Below are 19198 nucleotides of genomic sequence, written 5' to 3' on the forward strand. Positions count from 1 at the left end.
GGGCTTCGGCCCGCTCATATGAAACCACCCTTCGGGGTGGTTTTTTGTTTGCGATCAGTCTGTTTTTTTACGGTAATTCGCGACCGCTGTGCGGGCGTTTTGCCCTGCCGGCGCGCCATATCGGCGCGCGTGGCGGTAAGCTTGCGTGTCCCCCTTGAATACTGCGATTGTTCCACTGGAGAAATGCAGTCTTTCACCCGCTGTTCACGCTACAGAGTTCAGCCGGAAGTAACCGCGCGAATGCTACAATCCTAAGGTTTGCGCATTTGACGGACGCCTGAATGAACCTGCAACAGTATTTCCCCGTCCTGCTGTTTATCGTAGTGGCCACCCTTATCGGGTTCGCGCTTCTGACGGCCGGCTCCCTCCTTGGCCCGCGGCGTCCCTACGCCGAGAAGCTATCCCCCTATGAGTGCGGCTTCGAAGCGTTCGAAGACGCGCGCATGAAGTTTGACGTGCGCTACTACCTGGTGGCGATCCTGTTCATTCTTTTCGACCTGGAAATCGCGTTCCTGTTCCCGTGGGCCATCGCCCAAGGTACGGTCGGGCTCGTCGGTTTCTGGACGGTCATGGTTTTCCTCGCCGTGTTGACCGTCGGCTTCATCTACGAATGGAAAAAGGGCGCGCTGGACTGGGAATGACCCGCCGGGTTATTTCATCACCGCACGCTATCAGAGACGAATATGGCTATAGACGGCATTCTCAAGCAAGGGTTCATCACAACCAGCGCCGATAAGTTCCTTAACTGGGCGAAAACCGGCTCCATGTGGCCCATGACCTTCGGCCTGGCCTGTTGCGCGGTCGAGATGATGCACGCGGGCGCGGCCCGCTACGACCTGGACCAGTTCGGCATCATCTTCCGCCCCAGCCCGCGTCAGTCCGACCTGATGATCGTCGCCGGCACGCTGTGCAACAAGATGGCGCCGGCGCTGCGCAAGGTCTACGACCAGATGCCCGAACCGCGTTGGGTGGTGTCGATGGGCTCCTGTGCCAATGGTGGCGGTTACTACCACTACTCGTATTCCGTGGTGCGCGGCTGCGATCGCATCGTACCGGTAGACGTCTACGTGCCGGGCTGCCCGCCCACGGCCGAGGCGCTGGTCTACGGCTTGCTGCAGATGCAGAACAAGATCCGCCTGACCAACACGATTGCGCGCTGAGTTTGCGCTCCGGTCCGCGGCCGCCGCAAACGCCGCCGCAGGACCCCGCGAAACAGCGTATCGGTTCACCTAAGCGTACAAGATGATGACCAGGCTCGAAACCCTGAAAAACAATTTGCAGACCACCCTCGGCGCGGACATCGCGCTGACCGAGGCGCTGGGCGAGCTGACGCTCGAAGTGCCCGCGGAGCAGTGGTTCTCCGTCTGCAACAAGCTGCGCACCGAAGCCGGCCTGCGCTTCGAAATCTGTATCGACCTCTGTGGCGTCGATTACCTGACCTGGGGCAACGGCACGCGCCAACTGCCCGAGGAAACCAACGCCAAGGTGCACCGCGCGCGCTTCGCCGTGGTCGCGCACCTGCTGTCGGTCGAGAACAACTGGCGCCTGCGCGTGCGCACCTGGGCGCCGGACGACGAGTTCCCGATGGTCGCCTCGCTGATGGAATGCTGGCCGGCCGTGGGCTGGTTCGAGCGCGAGGCGTTCGACCTGTACGGCATCGTCTTCGAAGGCCACCCGGACCTGCGCCGCATCCTGACCGACTACGGCTTCATCGGCCACCCGTTCCGCAAGGACTTCCCGCTCTCCGGCACCGTCGAAATGCGCTACGACCCGGAACAGAAGCGCGTCATTTACCAGCCCGTCACGATCGACCCGCGCGAGATCACGCCGCGCGTGGTGCGCGAAGACACCTACGGCTTGGGACGTTGAATCATGGCAGAAATCAAGAACTACACGCTCAACTTCGGCCCGCAGCACCCGGCCGCTCACGGCGTGCTGCGCCTGGTGCTCGAGCTGGACGGCGAAGTCATCCAGCGCGCCGACCCGCACATCGGCCTGCTGCACCGCGCCACTGAAAAGCTGGCCGAGCACAAGACCTACATCCAGGCGCTGCCCTACATGGACCGCCTGGACTACGTGTCCATGATGTGCAACGAGCACGCCTACGTCATGGCCATCGAGAAGCTGCTGGGCGTCGAAGCCCCGCTGCGCGCGCAGTACATCCGCGTCATGTTCGACGAGATCACGCGCCTCCTGAACCACCTGATGTCGCTGGGCTCGCACGCGCTCGACGTGGGCGCCATGGCGGTGTTCCTGTACGCCTTCCGTGAACGCGAAGACCTGATGGACTGCTACGAAGCGGTCTCGGGCGCGCGTATGCACGCGGCCTACTATCGTCCGGGCGGCGTCTACCGCGACCTGCCGGACACCATGCCGCAGTACGGCGAGACCAGCAAATACCGTGGCGAGAAGGAAGTGCGCGTCATGAACGACGCGCGTTCGGGCTCGCTGCTGGACTTCATCGAAGACTTCACCAACCGCTTCCCCGCCTGCGTCGACGAGTACGAAACCCTGCTCACCGACAACCGCATCTGGAAGCAGCGCCTGGTCGGCATCGGCGTGGTCGATCCCGATCGCGCCAAGGCCCTGGGCTTCACCGGTCCGATGCTGCGAGGCTCGGGCGTGGCCTGGGACCTGCGCAAGATGCAGCCCTACGAAGTCTACGACCTGCTCGATTTCGACATCCCCGTCGGCGTCAACGGCGACTGCTACGACCGCTACCTGGTCCGCATCGCCGAAATGCGCGAGAGCAACCGCATCATCCGCCAGTGCGTGGAATGGCTGCGCAACAACCCGGGCCCGGTCATGATCGAGAACCACAAGATCGCCCCGCCCAAGCGCACCGCCATGAAGACCAACATGGAAGAGCTGATCCATCACTTCAAGCTCTTCACCGAAGGTTTCCACGTGCCCCCGGGCGAAGCGTTCGCCTCGGTGGAGCACCCCAAGGGCGAGTTCGGCATCTACCTGGTGTCGGACGGCGCCAACAAGCCGTACCGCCTGAAGATTCGGGCCCCCGGCTTCGCCCACCTGCAATCGCTGGACGAAATGTCGCGCGGTCACATGATCGCCGACGCCGTCACCATCATTGGTACGCAGGACATCGTTTTCGGCGAGATCGATCGCTGATCCGCCAGACAGTCACGAGCACGCCCGCATAACCCGGATTCAAACTATGCTGCTTTCCGAACAGGCCTACCAGAAAATCGACCGAGAACTCGCCAAGTTCCCGGCCGACCAGCGGCAGTCCGCCATCATGGCCTCTCTTGCCATCGCGCAGGAAGAGAAGGGCTGGTTGGCTACCGACATCATCGAAGATGTGGCCAACTACATCGGCGTTCCGCCCATCGCGGTCCAGGAAGTCGCCACCTTCTACAACATGTTCGACGTCAAGCCCGTCGGCAAGACCAAGATCGCGGTCTGCACCAACCTGCCCTGTGCCTTGCGCGACGGCGAACGCGCCGGCGACTACCTCAAGCGCAAGCTGGGCGTGGACTACCGCGAAACCACCGCTGACGGCCAGTTCACCCTGGTCGAAGGCGAGTGCATGGGCGCCTGCGGCGATTCCCCCGTGCTGATCGTGAACAACAAGCATATGTGCGTGCGCATGACCGAAGAGAAGCTGGACGCGCTGGTCGCGGCCCTCAAGGCGCAAGGAGAGTCGGCATGAACGCGCCCGACATCTACAAGCAGTTCGCGCAGGGCCTGGAGCCCAACCCGCTGAACGACCTGTCCAACTCGATGTGCCTGCATGGCCGCCACATCAAGCCGCAGATCATGGCCGACGTCGACGGCGCCAACTGGCGCCTGGCCGACTACGTCAAGCGCGGCGGCTACGAAGCCCTGCGCAAGATCCTCACCACCGGCATGAAGCCGGAAGACGTGATCGCCGAAGTCAAGGCGTCGGGCCTGCGCGGCCGCGGCGGCGCGGGCTTCCCGACCGGCCTGAAGTGGAGCTTCATGCCGCGCGCCTTCCCGGGCCAGAAGTACCTCGTCTGCAACTCGGACGAAGGCGAACCCGGCACGTTCAAGGATCGCGACATCCTGCGCTTCAATCCGCACATCGTGATCGAAGGCATGGCGATCGCCGCCTACGCGATGGGCATCAGCGTCGGCTACAACTACATCCACGGTGAAATCTTCGAAGTCTACGAGCGCTTCGAAGAGGCCCTGGAAGAGGCGCGCGCCGCCGGCTTCCTGGGCGACAAGATCCTGGGTTCGGAATTCAACTTCCAGTTGCACGCGTTCCACGGCTACGGCGCCTACATCTGTGGCGAGGAAACCGCGCTGCTGGAATCGCTGGAAGGCAAGAAGGGCCAGCCGCGCTTCAAGCCGCCGTTCCCGGCCAGCTTCGGCCTGTACGGCAAGCCCACCACCATCAACAACACCGAAACCTTCGCGGCGGTGCCCTGGATCATCCGCAACAGCGGCCAGGCCTACCTCGAAGTCGGCAAGCCCAACAACGGCGGCACCAAGCTGTTCTCGATCACCGGCGACGTCGAGCGTCCCGGCAACTACGAGATCCCGCTGGGCACCCCGTTCTCGACCCTGCTGGAACTGGCGGGCGGCATGCGCGGCGGCAAGAAGCTCAAGGCCGTGATCCCCGGCGGCTCGAGCGCCCCGGTGCTGCCGGCCGACATCATGATGGAAACCACGATGGACTACGACGCCATCGCCAAGGCGGGTTCCATGCTGGGTTCCGGCGCGGTGATCGTCATGGACGAGACGCGCTGCATGGTCAAGTCGCTGCTGCGCCTGTCGTATTTCTATTTCGAGGAAAGCTGCGGCCAGTGCACGCCGTGCCGCGAAGGCACCGGCTGGCTGTACCGCATGGTGCACCGCATCGAAAACGGCCACGGCCGTCCGGAAGATCTGGACATGCTGGACAACGTGGCGGGCAACATCATGGGCCGCACCATCTGCGCCCTGGGTGACGCCGCCGCCATGCCCGTGCGTGGCTTCCTCAAGCATTTTCGCGACGAATTCGCGCACCACATCGAGCACAAGTCGTGTGTGGTTCCGCAATATCTGTAGGTCTCAGGAACAGCAATGGTTGAACTAACCGTCGACGGCAATACGGTAGAAGTGCCCGAGGGCAGCATGGTGATGCATGCGGCCCAGAAAGTCGGGCTTTACGTGCCGCATTTCTGCTACCACAAGAAACTGTCCATCGCGGCCAACTGCCGCATGTGCCTGGTCGAAGTGGAAAAGGCGCCCAAGGCGCTGCCCGCCTGCGCCACCCCCGTGACGAACGGCATGGTCGTGCACACCTGCTCCGAGAAGGCTCGCGCCGCTCAGAAGTCGGTGATGGAATTCTTGCTCATCAATCACCCGCTCGACTGCCCGATCTGCGATCAGGGCGGCGAATGCCAGTTGCAGGACCTGGCCGTGGGCTACGGCGGCTCTTCCTCGCGTTACCAGGAAGAAAAGCGCGTGGTGTTCCACAAGGACCTGGGCCCGCTGGTTTCCGCCGAGGAAATGAGCCGCTGCATCCACTGCACCCGCTGCGTGCGCTTCGGCCAGGAAATCGCCGGCGTCATGGAACTGGGCATGCTGGGCCGTGGCGAGCACTCCGAGATCACCTCGTTCGTGGGCCGCTCGATCGAGTCCGAGCTCTCGGGCAACATGATCGACATCTGTCCGGTGGGCGCGCTGACCTCCAAGCCCTTCCGCTACAGCGCCCGCACCTGGGAACTGGCCCGTCGTCGTTCGGTCAGCCCGCACGACAGCCTGGGCGCCAACCTGGTGGTCCAGGTCAAGGGCGACCGCGTGATGCGTGTGGTGCCGTTCGAAGACGAAGCCATCAACGAATGCTGGATCAGCGACCGCGACCGCTTCTCGTACGAAGGCCTGAACAGCGAAGACCGCCTGTCCGCCCCGATGATCAAGGGCGCCGACGGCAAGTGGCAGGAAGCCTCCTGGGCCGACGCCCTGGCCGCCGTGGCCCAAGGCCTGTCGCGCGTGCGTGACAGCTTCGGCGCCGGCCAGATCGGCGCCCTGGCGTCCGAATACGCCACCACCGAGGAATACGCGCTGCTGGGCCGCCTGGTCCGCGCGCTGGGTTCCGAGAACATCGATTTCCGCCTGCGCCAGACCGACCCGGCCTTCGACGCCGCGCTGACCGGCGCGCCGTGGCTGGGCATGCCGATCGCCGAACTCGACAACCTGGACCGCGTCCTGGTGGTCGGCTCGTTCCTGCGCAAGGACCACCCGCTGATGGCCCAGCGCCTGCGCCAGGCCGCCAAGCGCGGCACGCAGATCCTGATGGTCGACAGCGCCGCCGACGATCCCCTGATGCCGGTCGCCGGCCGCCTCACCGTGGCCCCGTCCGAGCTGCCGCGCGCCCTGGCCGAAGTGGCCGTGGCCCTGGCGCAAGCCAAGCAAGCCGCGGTGCCGGCCGAGTTCGCCTCGGTCACCCCGGGCGAGAACGCCAAGATCATCGCCGCCAGCCTGGCGTCGGGCGCCAACACCGCCGTGCTGATGGGCAACCTGGCCGTGGCCAGCGCCCAGGCCTCGACCCTGGCCGCCAACGGCCGCGCCGTGGCCGACCTGGCCGGCGGCAAGTTCGGTTTCCTGACCTCCGGCGGCAACACCGTCGGCGGTTACCTGGCCGGCGCCATCCCGGGCAAGGGCGGCAAGAACGCCGCCGCCATGCTGGCCGAGCCGCTCAAGGCCTACGTGGTGCTGCACGCCGAGCCGCTGCTGGATGCCGATAACGGCCAGCAAGCGATTGCCGCGCTGCGCGGCGCGCAATTCGCCGTGGCCCTGACGCCTTACCGTTCGGCCGCGGCCGAATGGGCCGACGTCATGCTGCCGGTGGCGCCGTTCACCGAAACCTCGGGCACGTTCGTCAACGCCCAGGGCCTGGCCCAGAGCTTCAAGGGCACGGTCGCGCCGTTCGGCCAGACCCGTCCGGCCTGGAAGGTCCTGCGCGTGCTGGGCAACGTCCTGCACCTGGCCGGCTTCGATGACGAAACCTCCGAGTCCGTGCGCGATGCCGCGCTGGCCGGCGGCGTCGAAGGCCGCCTGTCCAACGACATCAAGGCCCCGCTGGGCCTGGGCCAGCCCCTGACCGGGCTGGAGCGCGTCGCCGACGTGCCGATCTACCGTACCGACGCCATGGTGCGCCGCTCGGAGCCGCTGCAGGCCGCGCCGGCCTCGAAGCTGCCCGCCGCGCGCATGAACGGCAACACGCTGACCAGCCTCGGCCTGACCGCCGGCGTCAAGGTGCGCGTGACGGGCGGGCAGGGCGCTGTCGAGCTCGAAACCGTGCAGGACGACGCCGTGGCCGATCGCGCCGTGCGCATCGCCGCAGCCTTTGAAAATACCGCAGCCCTGGGTGGCGCATTTGGTCAACTCAGCGTGGAGCGTGCCTGATGGAATGGCTCAATGTTCTTGAAAGCCACGGAACGGCATTGCTCGGTCCGACGGTCTGGATGGTTCTCTGGACGATCATCAAGATCGTGGTCATCGCCGTGCCCATCATCCTGTGCGTCGCCTACCTGACGTACTGGGAGCGCAAGATGATCGGCGCCATGCACGTGCGCATGGGCCCGAACCGCGTCGGTTTCAAGGGGCTGCTGCAGCCGTTCGCCGACGTGTTCAAGCTGCTGACCAAGGAAGTCGTGGTCCCCAGCCAGGCCAACAAGGTGCTGTTCGTCGTGGCCCCCGTGGTCACGCTGATGCCGGCCCTGGCCGCCTGGGCGGTGGTGCCGTTCGGCCCCGACGTGGTCCTGGCCAACGTCAACGCCGGCCTGCTGTACATCATGGCCATCACCTCGATCGGCGTGTACGGCGTGATCGTCGCCGGCTGGGCCTCGAACTCCAAGTACGCGTTCCTGGGCGCGCTGCGCGCCTCGGCCCAGATGCTCTCGTACGAACTGGCCATCGGCTTCGTGCTGGTGACGGTGCTGCTGGTGTCCGGCAGCCTGAACATGTCCGAGATCGTGCATGTGCAGAACCGCGGCTGGTTCGCCGACAAGGGCCTGACGTTCCTGTCCTGGAACTGGCTGCCGCTCTTGCCGCTGTTCGTGATCTACGTGATCTCGGCCGTTGCCGAAACCAACCGTCACCCGTTCGACGTGGTGGAAGGCGAATCGGAAATCGTGGCCGGCCACATGGTCGAATACTCGGGCATGGCCTTCGCGCTGTTCTTCCTGGGCGAATACGCCAACATGATCCTGCTGTCGTGCATGGCGTCGATCATGTTCCTGGGCGGCTGGGCTTCGCCGATCGACATCGCGCCGCTGACCTGGATCCCGGGTTGGATCTGGCTCGGTCTCAAGACGTTCGTCGTGGTTTCGTTGTTCGTGTGGTTCCGCGCGTCGTTCCCGCGTTACCGCTACGACCAGATCATGCGTTTGGGTTGGAAGATCTTCATCCCGCTGACCGGTGTTTGGCTGGTCATTGTGGCGATCTGGATGCAGACGCCCTGGAACATTTGGCGCTAAGCCGCCAGGCAGAGGCAGGATATGGAAGCGATCAAAGATTTCTTCGGCAGCTTGATGCTGGCCGAACTGCTCAAGGGCATGCGCCTGACGGGCAAGTATTTCTTCAAGCGCAAGGTGACCTTGCGCTACCCGCAGGAAAAGACGCCGACCTCGGCGCGTTTCCGCGGCCTGCACGCGCTGCGCCGCTACCCCAATGGGGAAGAGCGCTGCATCGCGTGCAAACTGTGTGAAGCCGTGTGCCCCGCGCTGGCCATCACCATCGAGTCGGACCAGCGTGACGACGGCACCCGCCGCACCACGCGCTACGACATCGACCTGACCAAGTGCATTTTCTGCGGCTTCTGTGAGGAAAGCTGCCCCGTGGACTCGATCGTGGAAACGCACATCCACGAATACCACGGCGAAAAGCGCGGCGACCTGTATTTCACCAAAGACATGCTGCTCGCCGTGGGCGACCGCTACGAAGCCGAAATCGCCCGCCGCCGGGCCGAAGACGCTCCCTACCGTTGAGCCCAGGGTCCTGATCCATGACTTTTACCACTGTCCTGTTTTACATACTGGCCGCCGTGCTGGTGATCGCGGCGTTCCGCGTGATCACCGCGCGCAGCCCGGTCACCGCCGTCCTGCACCTGATCCTGGCGTTCGCCAACGCGGCCATGCTGTGGATGCTGCTGGGCGCCGAGTTCCTCGCGCTGCTGCTGGTGCTGGTGTACGTGGGCGCCGTGATGGTGCTGTTCCTGTTCGTCGTCATGATGCTGGACATCCGCATGGATGCCCTGCGCCAGGGCATGAAGACCTACCTGCCGCTGGGCCTGGTGATCGGCCTGGTGATGGTGCTGGAAATGGCCTTCGTGCTGGGGTCGACCTGGTACGGCTCGGGCCCGCAAGCCCCGGTCGCCGGCGACTACAACAATGCTCGCGCGCTCGGTGAAGCGATGTACACGCACTACATCTACGCCATCGAAGTCGGCGCCGCGCTGCTGCTGGTCGGCATGGTCGCCGCCATCGCGCTGACCCTGCGCCGCCGCCGCGACGTGAAGTACAACGACCCGGTCGCCGCGGTTCGCGTGCGCGCCAAGGACCGCTTCCGCATGGTGAGCATGCCCGCCCAGAGCGAGCGCGCCCAGGCCCAGAACGGCACCGCCGCGCCCCAAGGAGAAAAACAATGACGCTGACGCTGGCCCATTACCTGATCCTGGGGGCGATCCTGTTCGCCATCGGGATCTTCGGCATCTTCCTGAACCGCCGCAACCTGATCATCCTGCTGATGTCCATCGAGCTGGTGCTCCTGGCCGTCAACATGAACTTCGTGGCGTTCTCCAGCTGGTTCGGCGACACCGCCGGCCAGGTGTTCGTGTTCTTCATCCTGACCGTGGCCGCCGCAGAAGCGGCGATCGGCCTGGCCATCCTGGTGCTGCTGTTCCGCAACCTGAACACGATCAACGTTGACGAACTCGATCGCCTGAAGGGCTGACGGGGTATTGGAAGAAAATGTCTAGCTCACCCAATCTCTACCTGCTCATCGCGCTGGCGCCGCTGGCCGGAGCAATCCTCGCGGGCCTTTTCGGCACCGGGTTCCTGGGCCGTCCGATCGGCCGCCGCGCCTCGCACGTCATCACCATCCTGGGCGTGCTCATCTCCGCCATCGGTTCGGTGGTGGTGCTGGGCGACGTGCTCAACGGCCTGCGCTTTGATGGCGCGGTCTACACCTGGAGCCTGATCGGCCAGACCAAGCTGGAAATCGGCTTCCTGATCGACCCGCTGTCGGCCATGATGATGGTCGTGGTGACCTCGGTGTCGCTGATGGTGCACATCTACACCATCGGCTACATGGCCGACGATCCCGGCTACCAGCGCTTCTTCTCGTACATCTCGCTGTTCACGTTCTCCATGCTGATGCTGGTGATGTCGAACAACATGGTGCAGCTGTTCTTCGGCTGGGAAGCGGTGGGCCTGGTCTCGTACCTGCTGATCGGTTTCTGGTACACCCGCCCGACCGCGATCTTCGCCAACATGAAGGCGTTCCTGATCAACCGCGTCGGCGACTTCGGCTTCGTCCTCGGCATCGGCCTGCTGTTCGCCTATGCCGGCACCATGCACTACGGTGAAGTGTTCGCCCAGGCCGACAAGCTGTCCAAGCTGACGCTGCCCGGTTCGGACTGGATGCTGCTGACCGTGGCCTGCATCTGCCTGTTCATCGGCGCCATGGGCAAGTCGGCGCAGGTTCCCCTGCACGCCTGGCTGCCCGACTCGATGGAAGGCCCGACCCCGATCTCCGCGCTGATCCACGCCGCCACCATGGTGACGGCCGGCATCTTCATGGTCGCGCGCTTCTCGCCGCTGTTCGAGCTGTCGGACACCGCACTGTCGTTCATCATCGTGATCGGCGCCATCGGCGCGCTGTTCCTGGGCATCCTGGGCATCATCCAGAACGACATCAAGCGCGTGGTGGCGTATTCGACGCTGTCGCAGCTGGGCTACATGACCGTCGCGCTGGGCGCCTCGGCCTACTCGGTGGCAATCTTCCACCTGATGACGCACGCGTTCTTCAAGGCGCTGCTGTTCCTGGGCGCGGGCTCGGTCATCATCGGCATGCACCACGACCAGGACATCCGCAACATGGGCGGCCTGCGCAAGTACATGCCCATCACCTGGATCACCTTCCTCTTGGGCACGCTGGCCCTGGTCGGCACGCCGTTCTTCTCGGGTTTCTACTCGAAGGAACACATCATCGAAGCGGCCGGCGCCGCCCACGTCTGGGGCGCCAGCTTCGCCTACTACGCCACGCTGATCGGCGTGTTCGTGACCTCGCTGTACTCGTTCCGCGTGTACTTCCTGGTCTTCCACGGCAAGGAACGCTTCGACACCAGCGAACACGGTCATGGCCACGGCCACGACGCGCACGGCCATGACGACCACGGTCACGACGACCATGGCCACGGCCACCACGGCGGCAAGCCGCACGAGTCGCCCTGGGTCGTGACCCTGCCGCTGATCCTGCTGGCGATCCCGTCGGTGCTGATCGGCGCCTGGGCGGTGGATCCGATGCTGTTCGGCAAGTTCTTCAACGGCGTGATCACGGTGCTGCCGCAGCATCCGGCCATGCACGAGCTGCACGAAGAATGGCACGGCTGGGTCGCCTTCGGCCTGCACGCCTTCCAGACCCTGCCGTTCTGGCTGGTCGTGGCCGGCGCGGTCATCGCCTGGTACTGCTACCTGATCAACCCGAAGGTCCCGGCCGCGATCAAGTCGAGCCTGTCGGGCGTGAACAAGGTGCTTGAGAACAAGTACTACGTCGACTGGGTCAACGAGCAGATCATCGCCCGCGGCCTGCGCTGCCTGGGCCGTGGCCTGTGGCAGACCGGCGACCGCGGCATCATCGACGGCCTGCTGATCAACGGCAGCGCCCGCGTGGTGGGCTGGGTGTCGGCGATCAGCCGCCACCTGCAGTCCGGCTTCATCTATCACTACGCGTTCGCGATGATCATCGGCATCATGGCGCTGGTGACTTTCTTTGTGCTGATTCCCCAATGATGGCAAGCGAGATGGCATCCAACACTTTCCCCTGGCTTACGCTTGCGATCTTTGTCCCGATCGTATTCGGCCTGCTGGTGCTGGCGGTGGGCCGTGACGACCGTCCCGGCCTGACGCGCGGCCTGTCGCTGATCGGCTCGATCGCCGGCTTCCTCGTCACGATCCCGCTGTACACCGGGTTCGACTCCAAGACGGCTGCCATGCAGTTCGTCGAGAAGACCTCCTGGATCGAAGCCTTCAACGTCAACTACCACCTGGGCGTTGACGGCATTTCGCTGTGGTTCGTGCTCCTGACCGCGTTCATCACCATCATCGTGGTGCTGGCCGGCTGGGAAGTCATCACCAGCCGCGTGTCGCAGTACATGGCCGCCTTCCTGATCCTGTCGGGTCTGATGGTGGGCGTGTTCTGCGCGCTGGACGGCATGCTGTTCTACGTGTTCTTCGAAGCCACGCTGATCCCGATGTACATCATCATCGGCGTCTGGGGCGGACCGAACCGGGTGTACGCGGCCTTCAAGTTCTTCCTCTACACCCTGATGGGCTCGCTGCTGACGCTGGTGGCCTTCGTCTACCTGTGGAACGCCTCGGGCGGTTCGTTCGACATCCTGACCTGGCAGCAGACCAAGCTGGGCTACACCCCGCAGATCCTGATCTTCGTGGCGCTGCTGGCGGCCTTCGCCGTCAAGGTGCCGATGTGGCCGGTGCACACCTGGCTGCCGGACGCCCACGTCGAGGCGCCCACGGGCGGCTCCATCGTGCTGGCCGCGATCATGCTGAAGCTGGGCGCCTACGGTTTCCTGCGCTTCTCGCTGCCGATCGCGCCCGACGCCTCGCACAGCCTGGCCGGCCTGATGATCACGCTGTCGCTGATCGCCGTGATCTACATCGGCCTGGTGGCGATCGTGCAGGACGACATGAAGAAGCTGGTGGCCTATTCGTCGGTCGCCCACATGGGCTTCGTCACCCTGGGTTTCTTCATCTTCAACACGGCCGGCGTCGAAGGCGCCATCGTGCAGATGATCTCCCACGGCTTCGTCTCGGGCGCCATGTTCATGTGTATCGGCGTGCTCTATGACCGCATGCACTCGCGCCGCATCGCCGACTACGGCGGCGTGGTCAACGTGATGCCGCGCTTCGCCACGTTCTTCATCCTGTTCTCGATGGCCAACAGCGGCCTGCCGGCCACCAGCGGTTTCGTCGGCGAGTTCATGGTGATCATGGGCGCGGTCGAGCACAACTTCTGGATCGGCCTGCTGGCGGCCACCGCGCTGATCCTGGGCGCTTCGTATTCGCTGTGGATGGTCAAGCGCGTGGTCCTGGGCGATGTCGCCAACGACCATGTGCGCGAGCTGACCGATATCAACCGCCGCGAATTCGTGATTCTTGGCGTGATGGCGATCGCCGTGCTGTACATGGGGATCTATCCCAAGCCCTTCACCGACGTGATGCACGTGTCGGTCGAGGCCCTGCTGCAACACGTTGCCGTCTCGAAACTGTAAGACAAGACAATGATGCAATCCCAAATCGATTTCGCCCTGGCGACACCGGAAATCCTCCTGCTGGTTTTCGGCCTGGCTATCCTGCTCGTCGACGCGGTCAGCAATCACCCCGAGCGCAAGCCGACGTTCCTGCTGACCATGCTGGCGCTGGGCGTGCTGACCGTGGTGTCGGCGCTGCAGTGGAAGAACGGCGTCACGGGTTCGACCTTCAACGGCCTGTACGTCACCGACGAGCTGTCGCACCTGCTCAAGATTGCCTCTTACATCGCGGTGGCGGTCACGCTGGTCTACGGCCGCGTCTACGCCCAGTTGCGCGACATGATGCGCGGCGGCGAACTGTACGTGCTGACGCTGTTCGCCCTGCTGGGCCAGATGGTGATGATCTCGTCGGGCAACCTGATCTCGATCTACCTGGGCCTGGAGCTGATGTCGCTGGCGCTGTACGCGCTGATCGCGCTGCGTCGCGACAACGTCGTCGCCACCGAAGCCGCCATGAAGTACTTCGTGCTGGGCGCGCTGGCCTCGGGCTTCCTGCTGTACGGCATGTCGATGGTCTACGGCGCCACCGGCCACCTCGACCTGGCCGAAGTCTCCAAGGTCATCGCCGCCGGCAAGGCCGAGAAGCTGGCCCTGGTGTTCGGCATCGTGTTCCTGGTTTCGGGCCTGGCGTTCAAGCTCGGCGCCGTGCCGTTCCACATGTGGGTGCCGGACGTCTACCAGGGTTCGCCGACCGCGGTCACGCTGATCCTGGGCGGCGCGCCCAAACTGGCGGCCTTCGCCATCACGCTGCGCCTGCTGGTCGACGGCCTGCACGGCCTGGCGGCCGACTGGCAGCCGATGCTGATGATCCTGGCGGTGCTGTCGCTGGCCATCGGCAACCTGACCGCCATCGCGCAGACCAACTTCAAGCGCATGCTCGCCTACTCGACCATCTCGCACATGGGCTTCGTGCTGCTGGGCCTGATGTCGGGCTCGGTGGTCGGCAAGCCGGAACTGGCCTCGTCCGCCTACGGCGCGTCGCTGTTCTACATGCTGACCTACGTGCTGACCACGCTGGCCAGCTTCGGCATCGTGCTGCTGCTGTCGCGCCAGGGTTTCGAGTGCGAGCACATCGACGACCTGAAGGGCCTGAACCGCCGCAGCCCGTGGCATGCCGCCATCGTGCTGCTGCTGATGTTCTCGCTGGCCGGCATCCCGCCGCTGGTGGGCTTCTACGCCAAGCTGGCGGTGCTGCAGGCGCTGGTCAGCGCCGGCCACGTCACGCTGGCGGTGGTCGCGGTGGTGTTCTCGCTGATCGGCGCGTTCTACTACCTGCGCGTGGTCAAGGTCGTGTACTTCGACGAGCCGGCGGCCGATGCCGCCCCGATGGCGGCCACCTGCGGCCAGCGCGGCGTGCTGTCGGTCAATGGCCTGCTGATCCTGGTGCTGGGTCTGTTGCCGGGCGGCCTGATGGCCCTGTGCGTGCAGGCCATCCGCAGCTCGCTCAGCCTGTAAGCGAAGCGGGCCATGAACCAGACCCTGGCGGTATGGCTCCTGATCGCGCTGGCCCTGGTCAGCGCGAACCTGCCCTTCCTGACGGAGCGCGTGTTTGCCGTGCTGCCGTGGAAGCAGGGCGGGGCCGAAGCCGGCAAGCCGTTCTGGATGCGCCTGGTCGAAGTGCTGGTGTTCTACCTGATCGTGGGCGCCCTGGGCTTCACGTTCGAGTCCGCGCTGGGCAATCGCTTCGCGCAGACCTGGGAGTTCTACGCCATCACCTTGAGCCTGTACCTGGTGCTGGCCTATCCCGGGTTCGTGTACCGCTATCTGTTCAAGCGGCATCCGCGCCTGCGGACCTGACCGGCCGCGCCACGCAATATCCGAAAACGCCCCGCAATGAACTGACCCCCGAAAGTTGGATATTGATCCGACCTTCGGGGGTTTTTACATGGCGAAGTATGAAGAGCAATTCAAGATCAAAGTGGTGCAGGCGTACCTGCAAGGCACGGACGGCTTCAAATCGGTGGCGCGCCGATACGAAGTGCCGCACTCAATGGTGCGGCGCTGGGTCGGGAGTTTTCGAGCGCATGGCGTTAACGGGTTGCGCAGGCAATCTGGCTCGTACAGCGCGGCCTTCAAACAATCGGTGCTGATCAAGATCCGGCGCGAAGGTCTGTCGGACACGCAGGCAGCGGTGTTGCTGGGGATTCGTCATACAGGGCACATTACGAAATGGCGCGCCCAGTATGATGCTGGGGGTATAGAGGCGCTGGCGCGCAAGCGCCGAGGAGCAAGCATGCCGCATAAGTACCCCCCAGAGCCGGTGTCCAAGGACATGACCAAGGAAGAACTCGAGCAAGAGCTGGCCTATCTGCGCGCGGAGAACGATTACCTAAAAAAAATGAAGGCCTTGATCGAAGCGGAGAAGACCCGGGCGCTGGTTGGAAAGCGCAAGTGGTCCAAGGATTAAGGCCCAAGCATCCGCTGGCACTACTGCTACGCGTCGCCAAGCTGTCGCGCAGCACGTTTTATTACCACCTGAAGTCGTTCGGAGCCGTGGACCCGTACGCCGAGCTCAAGCAGCGCATCAGCGCGGTCTACGCCCGTCACAAGGGCCGCTACGGCTACCGCCGGATTACGGCGGTCTTGCGCCAGGCCGGTGAGCTAGTGAACCACAAGACCGTGCAGAAGCTGATGCAGGCGCTAGGCTTGAAGTCGCTGGTGCGCGCCAAGAAGTACCGGTCCTACCGAGGCCAATCGCACCACGTGGCGGCCAACGTGTTGGCGCGCGACTTCGAGGCGGCGCGTCCGAACCAAAAGTGGGTCACCGATGTGACCGAGTTCAACGTACGAGGCGAGAAGCTGTACCTGTCGCCGGTGATGGACCTATACAACGGCGAGATCGTGGCCTACGAGACCAGCCGCCGGCCGGTGTTCAAGCTCGTGGGCAGCATGCTGAAGAAGGCGCTGGCGCGGCTGCTGCCGACGGAGCGTCCAGTGCTGCACTCCGATCAGGGTTGGCAGTACCAGCAGCAGAACTACAGGCGGATGCTGGCAGATAGATCGGTGACGCAAAGCATGTCACGCAAGGGAAACTGCCTGGACAATGCCGCTATGGAAAGCTTCTTCGGCACGCTCAAGGCTGAGTTCTTCCACTTGAATCGCTTCGAAAGCATCGAGCAGTTGCAAGCCGGCATTCGACAGTACATCCGTTACTACAATCACGATCGCATCAAGCTCAAGCTAAAAGGCCTGAGCCCGGTGCAATACCGAGCTCAGGCCTTCGGGCTTTAGCTGACTGTCCAACTTCTGGGGGTCAGTTCACAAGGGGCGTTTTGCTTGGATGCGGTGTTGCCGCTGATTGCCGATTCTGTGGCGAATTGCCATCAAGTCGCGGCATCCCCGCGTTAGCGCGTCCGATTTCCCCTGCAGGATCGAACTCAATCAACTTTCCCATCCAGAATCGCAACCTGTCTTAAACAGAAATGGTTGTCATTCACCTCCGGGAGAGCTTGATCTTGAAACTCGAAGACTCATACGCGCTGAATTCACTGGCCGGGTCGCTGGCCGCCGCGATCGCGGTGCCCGCGCTGTTCGTCAGTCCCCATGCGATGGCGCAATCGAGCGCTCCCTTGCTGGCCCCGGTGCAGGTGGAGGGAGAGGACGCCTCGCCTTATCAACCGAACAGTGTCCAGTCGCCCAAGATGACCGCGCCGCTGCTGGATACGCCGCGCTCGGTGCAGGTGGTGCCCAAGCAGGTGATCTCCGACCAGTCCGCGACCTCGCTGCAGGATGTGCTGCAAAACTCGCCAGGCATCACCTTCGCCGCGGGTGAGGGCGGGCGCGCGGGCGGCGACCTGCCCGTCATCCGTGGCCAGAATGCCGCCAGCAGCCTGTTCCTGGACGGCGTGCGCGACGTCAGCATGCAGGCGCGCGACACCTTCAACCTGGAACAGGTCGAGATCATCAAGGGACCGGATTCGGTCTACGCCGGCCGTGGCGGCGCCGGTGGCAGCATCAATCTGGTCAGCAAGGCGCCCAAGGCCAAGGATGCTATCGAGGTCACCGGGCAGATCGGCACCGACAGCAACTACCGCGGCACCCTGGACAGCAACTGGCGGCTGGGCGAAAAGTCGGCCTTCCGCCTGAACCTGATGGGCACCAAGGGCGACGTGCCGGGTCGCGACAAGGCGGTGAATTTCGCGCGCTGGGGGGTGGCGCCGGCGCTGACGCTGGGGATGGGCACGCCGACCCGCATCACGCTGAGCTACTACCATTACCAGAACGACAGCATGCCGGACTACTCCATCCCCTACGATCCGCGGACGGGCCAGCCGGTGACGGAAACCATGGGGATCAAACGCAAGAACTTCTACGGCCTGGCCAAGCGCGATTTCATGAAGACGCGCGATGGCATGGCCACGGTCGATTTCCAGCATGATTTTTCCGACAAGCTCAAGCTGCGCAACGTGGTGCGCTATGGCCGCGAAACCGCCGACTATCTCGCCACCCAGCCCGACCTCACGCTCGCCAACCTGCCGGCAGGTATCGTCAACCGGCCTGCCTATGGCAGGTACTACACCACCAAGGCATTCGCGAACCAGACAGACCTGAGCGGCGAGTTCCTGACAGGCGCGATCAAGCATGGCTTCGACCTGGGGTTCGAATACACCAGCGTCAGACAGACCATGGCCTACAACAACGATCAGGTTCTGAAGTCGGACGGGATCACCAAGTGCCCGGCCGACCTGACGCAGACCTCTCTGCGCGACCCCGACCCGAACGTGGCCTATCCCTGCCGCACGGTTCGCAGTTGGCCGGCGCCCTACGCCACCGACACGCTGGCGCTTTACGGTTTCGATACCCTCGAGCTCGACGAACACTGGCAGGCCAGCATCGGGCTGCGCTGGGACAACTACCGTACCCACGGCCATGACAGGAAAGAGCAGAGCTATCGCCGCGCCGACAACCTGTTCAACTATCAATTCGGCCTGGCGTACAAGCCGGTGCCCGCGGGCACGATCTATGCCTCGTACGGCACGTCTTCGACGCCGTCCTCGTTGGCGGGAGCCACCGCGTCGGACATCCTGAGGAAAAGCTCGGACGAGGCGGCGGCGCCCGAAAAAAGCCGCACGGTCGAGGCGGGCGTCAAATGGCAGGTGCTGGACGAGCGCCTGACGCTGTCGGGCGCGGTGTTCCAGGACACGCGCACGAACACCAATATCGAGGTGATGCCGAACGAATACGAGCAGGCGGGCCGGACCCGCGTGCGTGGATTCGAGCTGGGCTTCTCGGGCGCCATCACGCCGGCGTGGAACGTCTATGGCGGCTATACCTTCCTGGACAGCAAGCTGATCCGCGGCGGACGCAAGGACGTCGGCGCGGAAGGCCGCGACCTGCCGAACACGCCGCGCAACGCATTCAGCCTTTGGACCTCCTACAAGGTGCTGCCCGAATTGACGCTGGGCGGTGGCGCCTACTATGTCGACAAGGTCTACGGCAAGGCGGATGCGAGCGTCGACGCGACGGGGGCGCCCAAGGCGCGCTGGGTGCCGTCGTACTGGCGTTTCGATGCGATGGCCAAGTACAAATTCAGTCCCAATGTATCGGCGCAACTCAATGTGTTGAACGTGTTTGACCGGACGTTCTACACACGCGCCCGCCCAAGCAACCATGCTGCGCTCGGCACGGGGCGGGCGGCGCTGCTGTCGGTAAGTTTGCGTTATTGACCGCTGCCGC

General features: G+C 64.1%; 17 protein-coding genes. All 17 read left to right on the top strand.

Annotated features, from left to right (window positions below; translation table 11 throughout):
* The first annotated feature begins 281 nt into the window (after positions 1–281).
* The 17 genes from ACUDCK_RS06050 (at position 282) to ACUDCK_RS06130 (ending at position 19188) form a co-directional block, all read left to right on the top strand.
* Positions 282–641: an NADH-quinone oxidoreductase subunit A gene (locus ACUDCK_RS06050; RefSeq protein ID WP_006217959.1), complete on the top strand. Its 360-nt coding sequence runs from the start codon at positions 282–284 to the stop codon at positions 639–641.
* 42 nt (positions 642–683) lie between these two features.
* Positions 684–1160: a NuoB/complex I 20 kDa subunit family protein gene (locus ACUDCK_RS06055; RefSeq protein ID WP_006217960.1), complete on the top strand. Its 477-nt coding sequence runs from the start codon at positions 684–686 to the stop codon at positions 1158–1160.
* A gap of 82 nt (positions 1161–1242) precedes the next feature.
* Positions 1243–1869, top strand: coding sequence for an NADH-quinone oxidoreductase subunit C (locus tag ACUDCK_RS06060; RefSeq protein ID WP_049072038.1), 627 nt, complete (start codon positions 1243–1245; stop codon positions 1867–1869).
* A gap of 3 nt (positions 1870–1872) precedes the next feature.
* Positions 1873–3129 carry an NADH-quinone oxidoreductase subunit D gene (locus ACUDCK_RS06065; protein ID WP_006389211.1) on the top strand — a complete coding sequence of 419 codons (1257 nt, stop codon included), beginning with the start codon at positions 1873–1875 and terminating at the stop codon, positions 3127–3129.
* A 46-nt stretch (positions 3130–3175) separates the two neighbouring features.
* Positions 3176–3670, top strand: a complete 495-nt coding sequence (gene nuoE, locus ACUDCK_RS06070) for an NADH-quinone oxidoreductase subunit NuoE (protein WP_006389212.1) — start codon at positions 3176–3178, stop codon at positions 3668–3670.
* On the top strand, positions 3667–5034 hold the full coding sequence (gene nuoF / locus ACUDCK_RS06075; protein ID WP_006393405.1) for an NADH-quinone oxidoreductase subunit NuoF: 1368 nt from the start codon (positions 3667–3669) through the stop codon (positions 5032–5034). Before nuoE ends, nuoF begins: the two co-directional genes overlap by 4 nt.
* 15 nt (positions 5035–5049) lie before the next feature.
* A complete protein-coding gene (gene nuoG / locus ACUDCK_RS06080) occupies positions 5050–7377 on the top strand; it encodes an NADH-quinone oxidoreductase subunit NuoG (RefSeq protein ID WP_054419747.1) in 2328 nt (775 codons plus the stop codon).
* Positions 7377–8450: an NADH-quinone oxidoreductase subunit NuoH gene (nuoH, locus tag ACUDCK_RS06085; protein ID WP_006389215.1), complete on the top strand. Its 1074-nt coding sequence runs from the start codon at positions 7377–7379 to the stop codon at positions 8448–8450. The genes nuoG and nuoH overlap by 1 nt, the downstream gene beginning before the upstream one ends.
* Before the next feature lie 21 nt (positions 8451–8471).
* Positions 8472–8960, top strand: coding sequence for an NADH-quinone oxidoreductase subunit NuoI (gene nuoI, locus ACUDCK_RS06090; protein ID WP_006389216.1), 489 nt, complete (start codon positions 8472–8474; stop codon positions 8958–8960).
* A 17-nt stretch (positions 8961–8977) separates the two neighbouring features.
* Complete coding sequence (locus ACUDCK_RS06095; protein WP_049072046.1) at positions 8978–9619, top strand: NADH-quinone oxidoreductase subunit J; 642 nt, start codon at positions 8978–8980, stop codon at positions 9617–9619.
* The gene (nuoK, locus tag ACUDCK_RS06100; protein WP_006217969.1) at positions 9616–9924 is read left to right on the top strand and encodes an NADH-quinone oxidoreductase subunit NuoK; all 309 of its coding nucleotides are present in this window, start codon (positions 9616–9618) and stop codon (positions 9922–9924) included. The genes ACUDCK_RS06095 and nuoK overlap by 4 nt, the downstream gene beginning before the upstream one ends.
* 17 nt (positions 9925–9941) lie before the next feature.
* Positions 9942–11984 (top strand): NADH-quinone oxidoreductase subunit L, encoded by a 2043-nt coding sequence (gene nuoL / locus ACUDCK_RS06105; protein ID WP_054501602.1) that lies wholly within the window; start codon positions 9942–9944, stop codon positions 11982–11984.
* Complete coding sequence (locus tag ACUDCK_RS06110; RefSeq protein WP_020924741.1) at positions 11981–13483, top strand: NADH-quinone oxidoreductase subunit M; 1503 nt, start codon at positions 11981–11983, stop codon at positions 13481–13483. Before nuoL ends, ACUDCK_RS06110 begins: the two co-directional genes overlap by 4 nt.
* A 9-nt stretch (positions 13484–13492) precedes the next feature.
* On the top strand, positions 13493–14977 hold the full coding sequence (nuoN, locus tag ACUDCK_RS06115; protein WP_049072054.1) for an NADH-quinone oxidoreductase subunit NuoN: 1485 nt from the start codon (positions 13493–13495) through the stop codon (positions 14975–14977).
* 12 nt (positions 14978–14989) lie between these two features.
* On the top strand, positions 14990–15319 hold the full coding sequence (locus ACUDCK_RS06120) for a DUF2818 family protein (RefSeq protein WP_175167715.1): 330 nt from the start codon (positions 14990–14992) through the stop codon (positions 15317–15319).
* An 88-nt stretch (positions 15320–15407) separates the two neighbouring features.
* Positions 15408–16753 (top strand): IS3 family transposase gene (locus ACUDCK_RS06125; RefSeq protein WP_374700840.1). Its coding sequence is split into 2 segments (ribosomal slippage): positions 15408–15872 and positions 15875–16753, totalling 1344 coding nucleotides; the frame shifts between segments, so codons are not numbered across the junction.
* Positions 16754–16944: 191 nt separating this feature from the next.
* Entirely contained in the window at positions 16945–19188 is a 2244-nt protein-coding gene (locus tag ACUDCK_RS06130; RefSeq protein ID WP_445659299.1) for a TonB-dependent receptor, read from the top strand.
* The last annotated feature ends 10 nt before the right edge of the window (positions 19189–19198 follow it).

The sequence above is a fragment of the Achromobacter sp. CF-sbj1-Ac2-l genome (genome assembly GCF_052698165.1).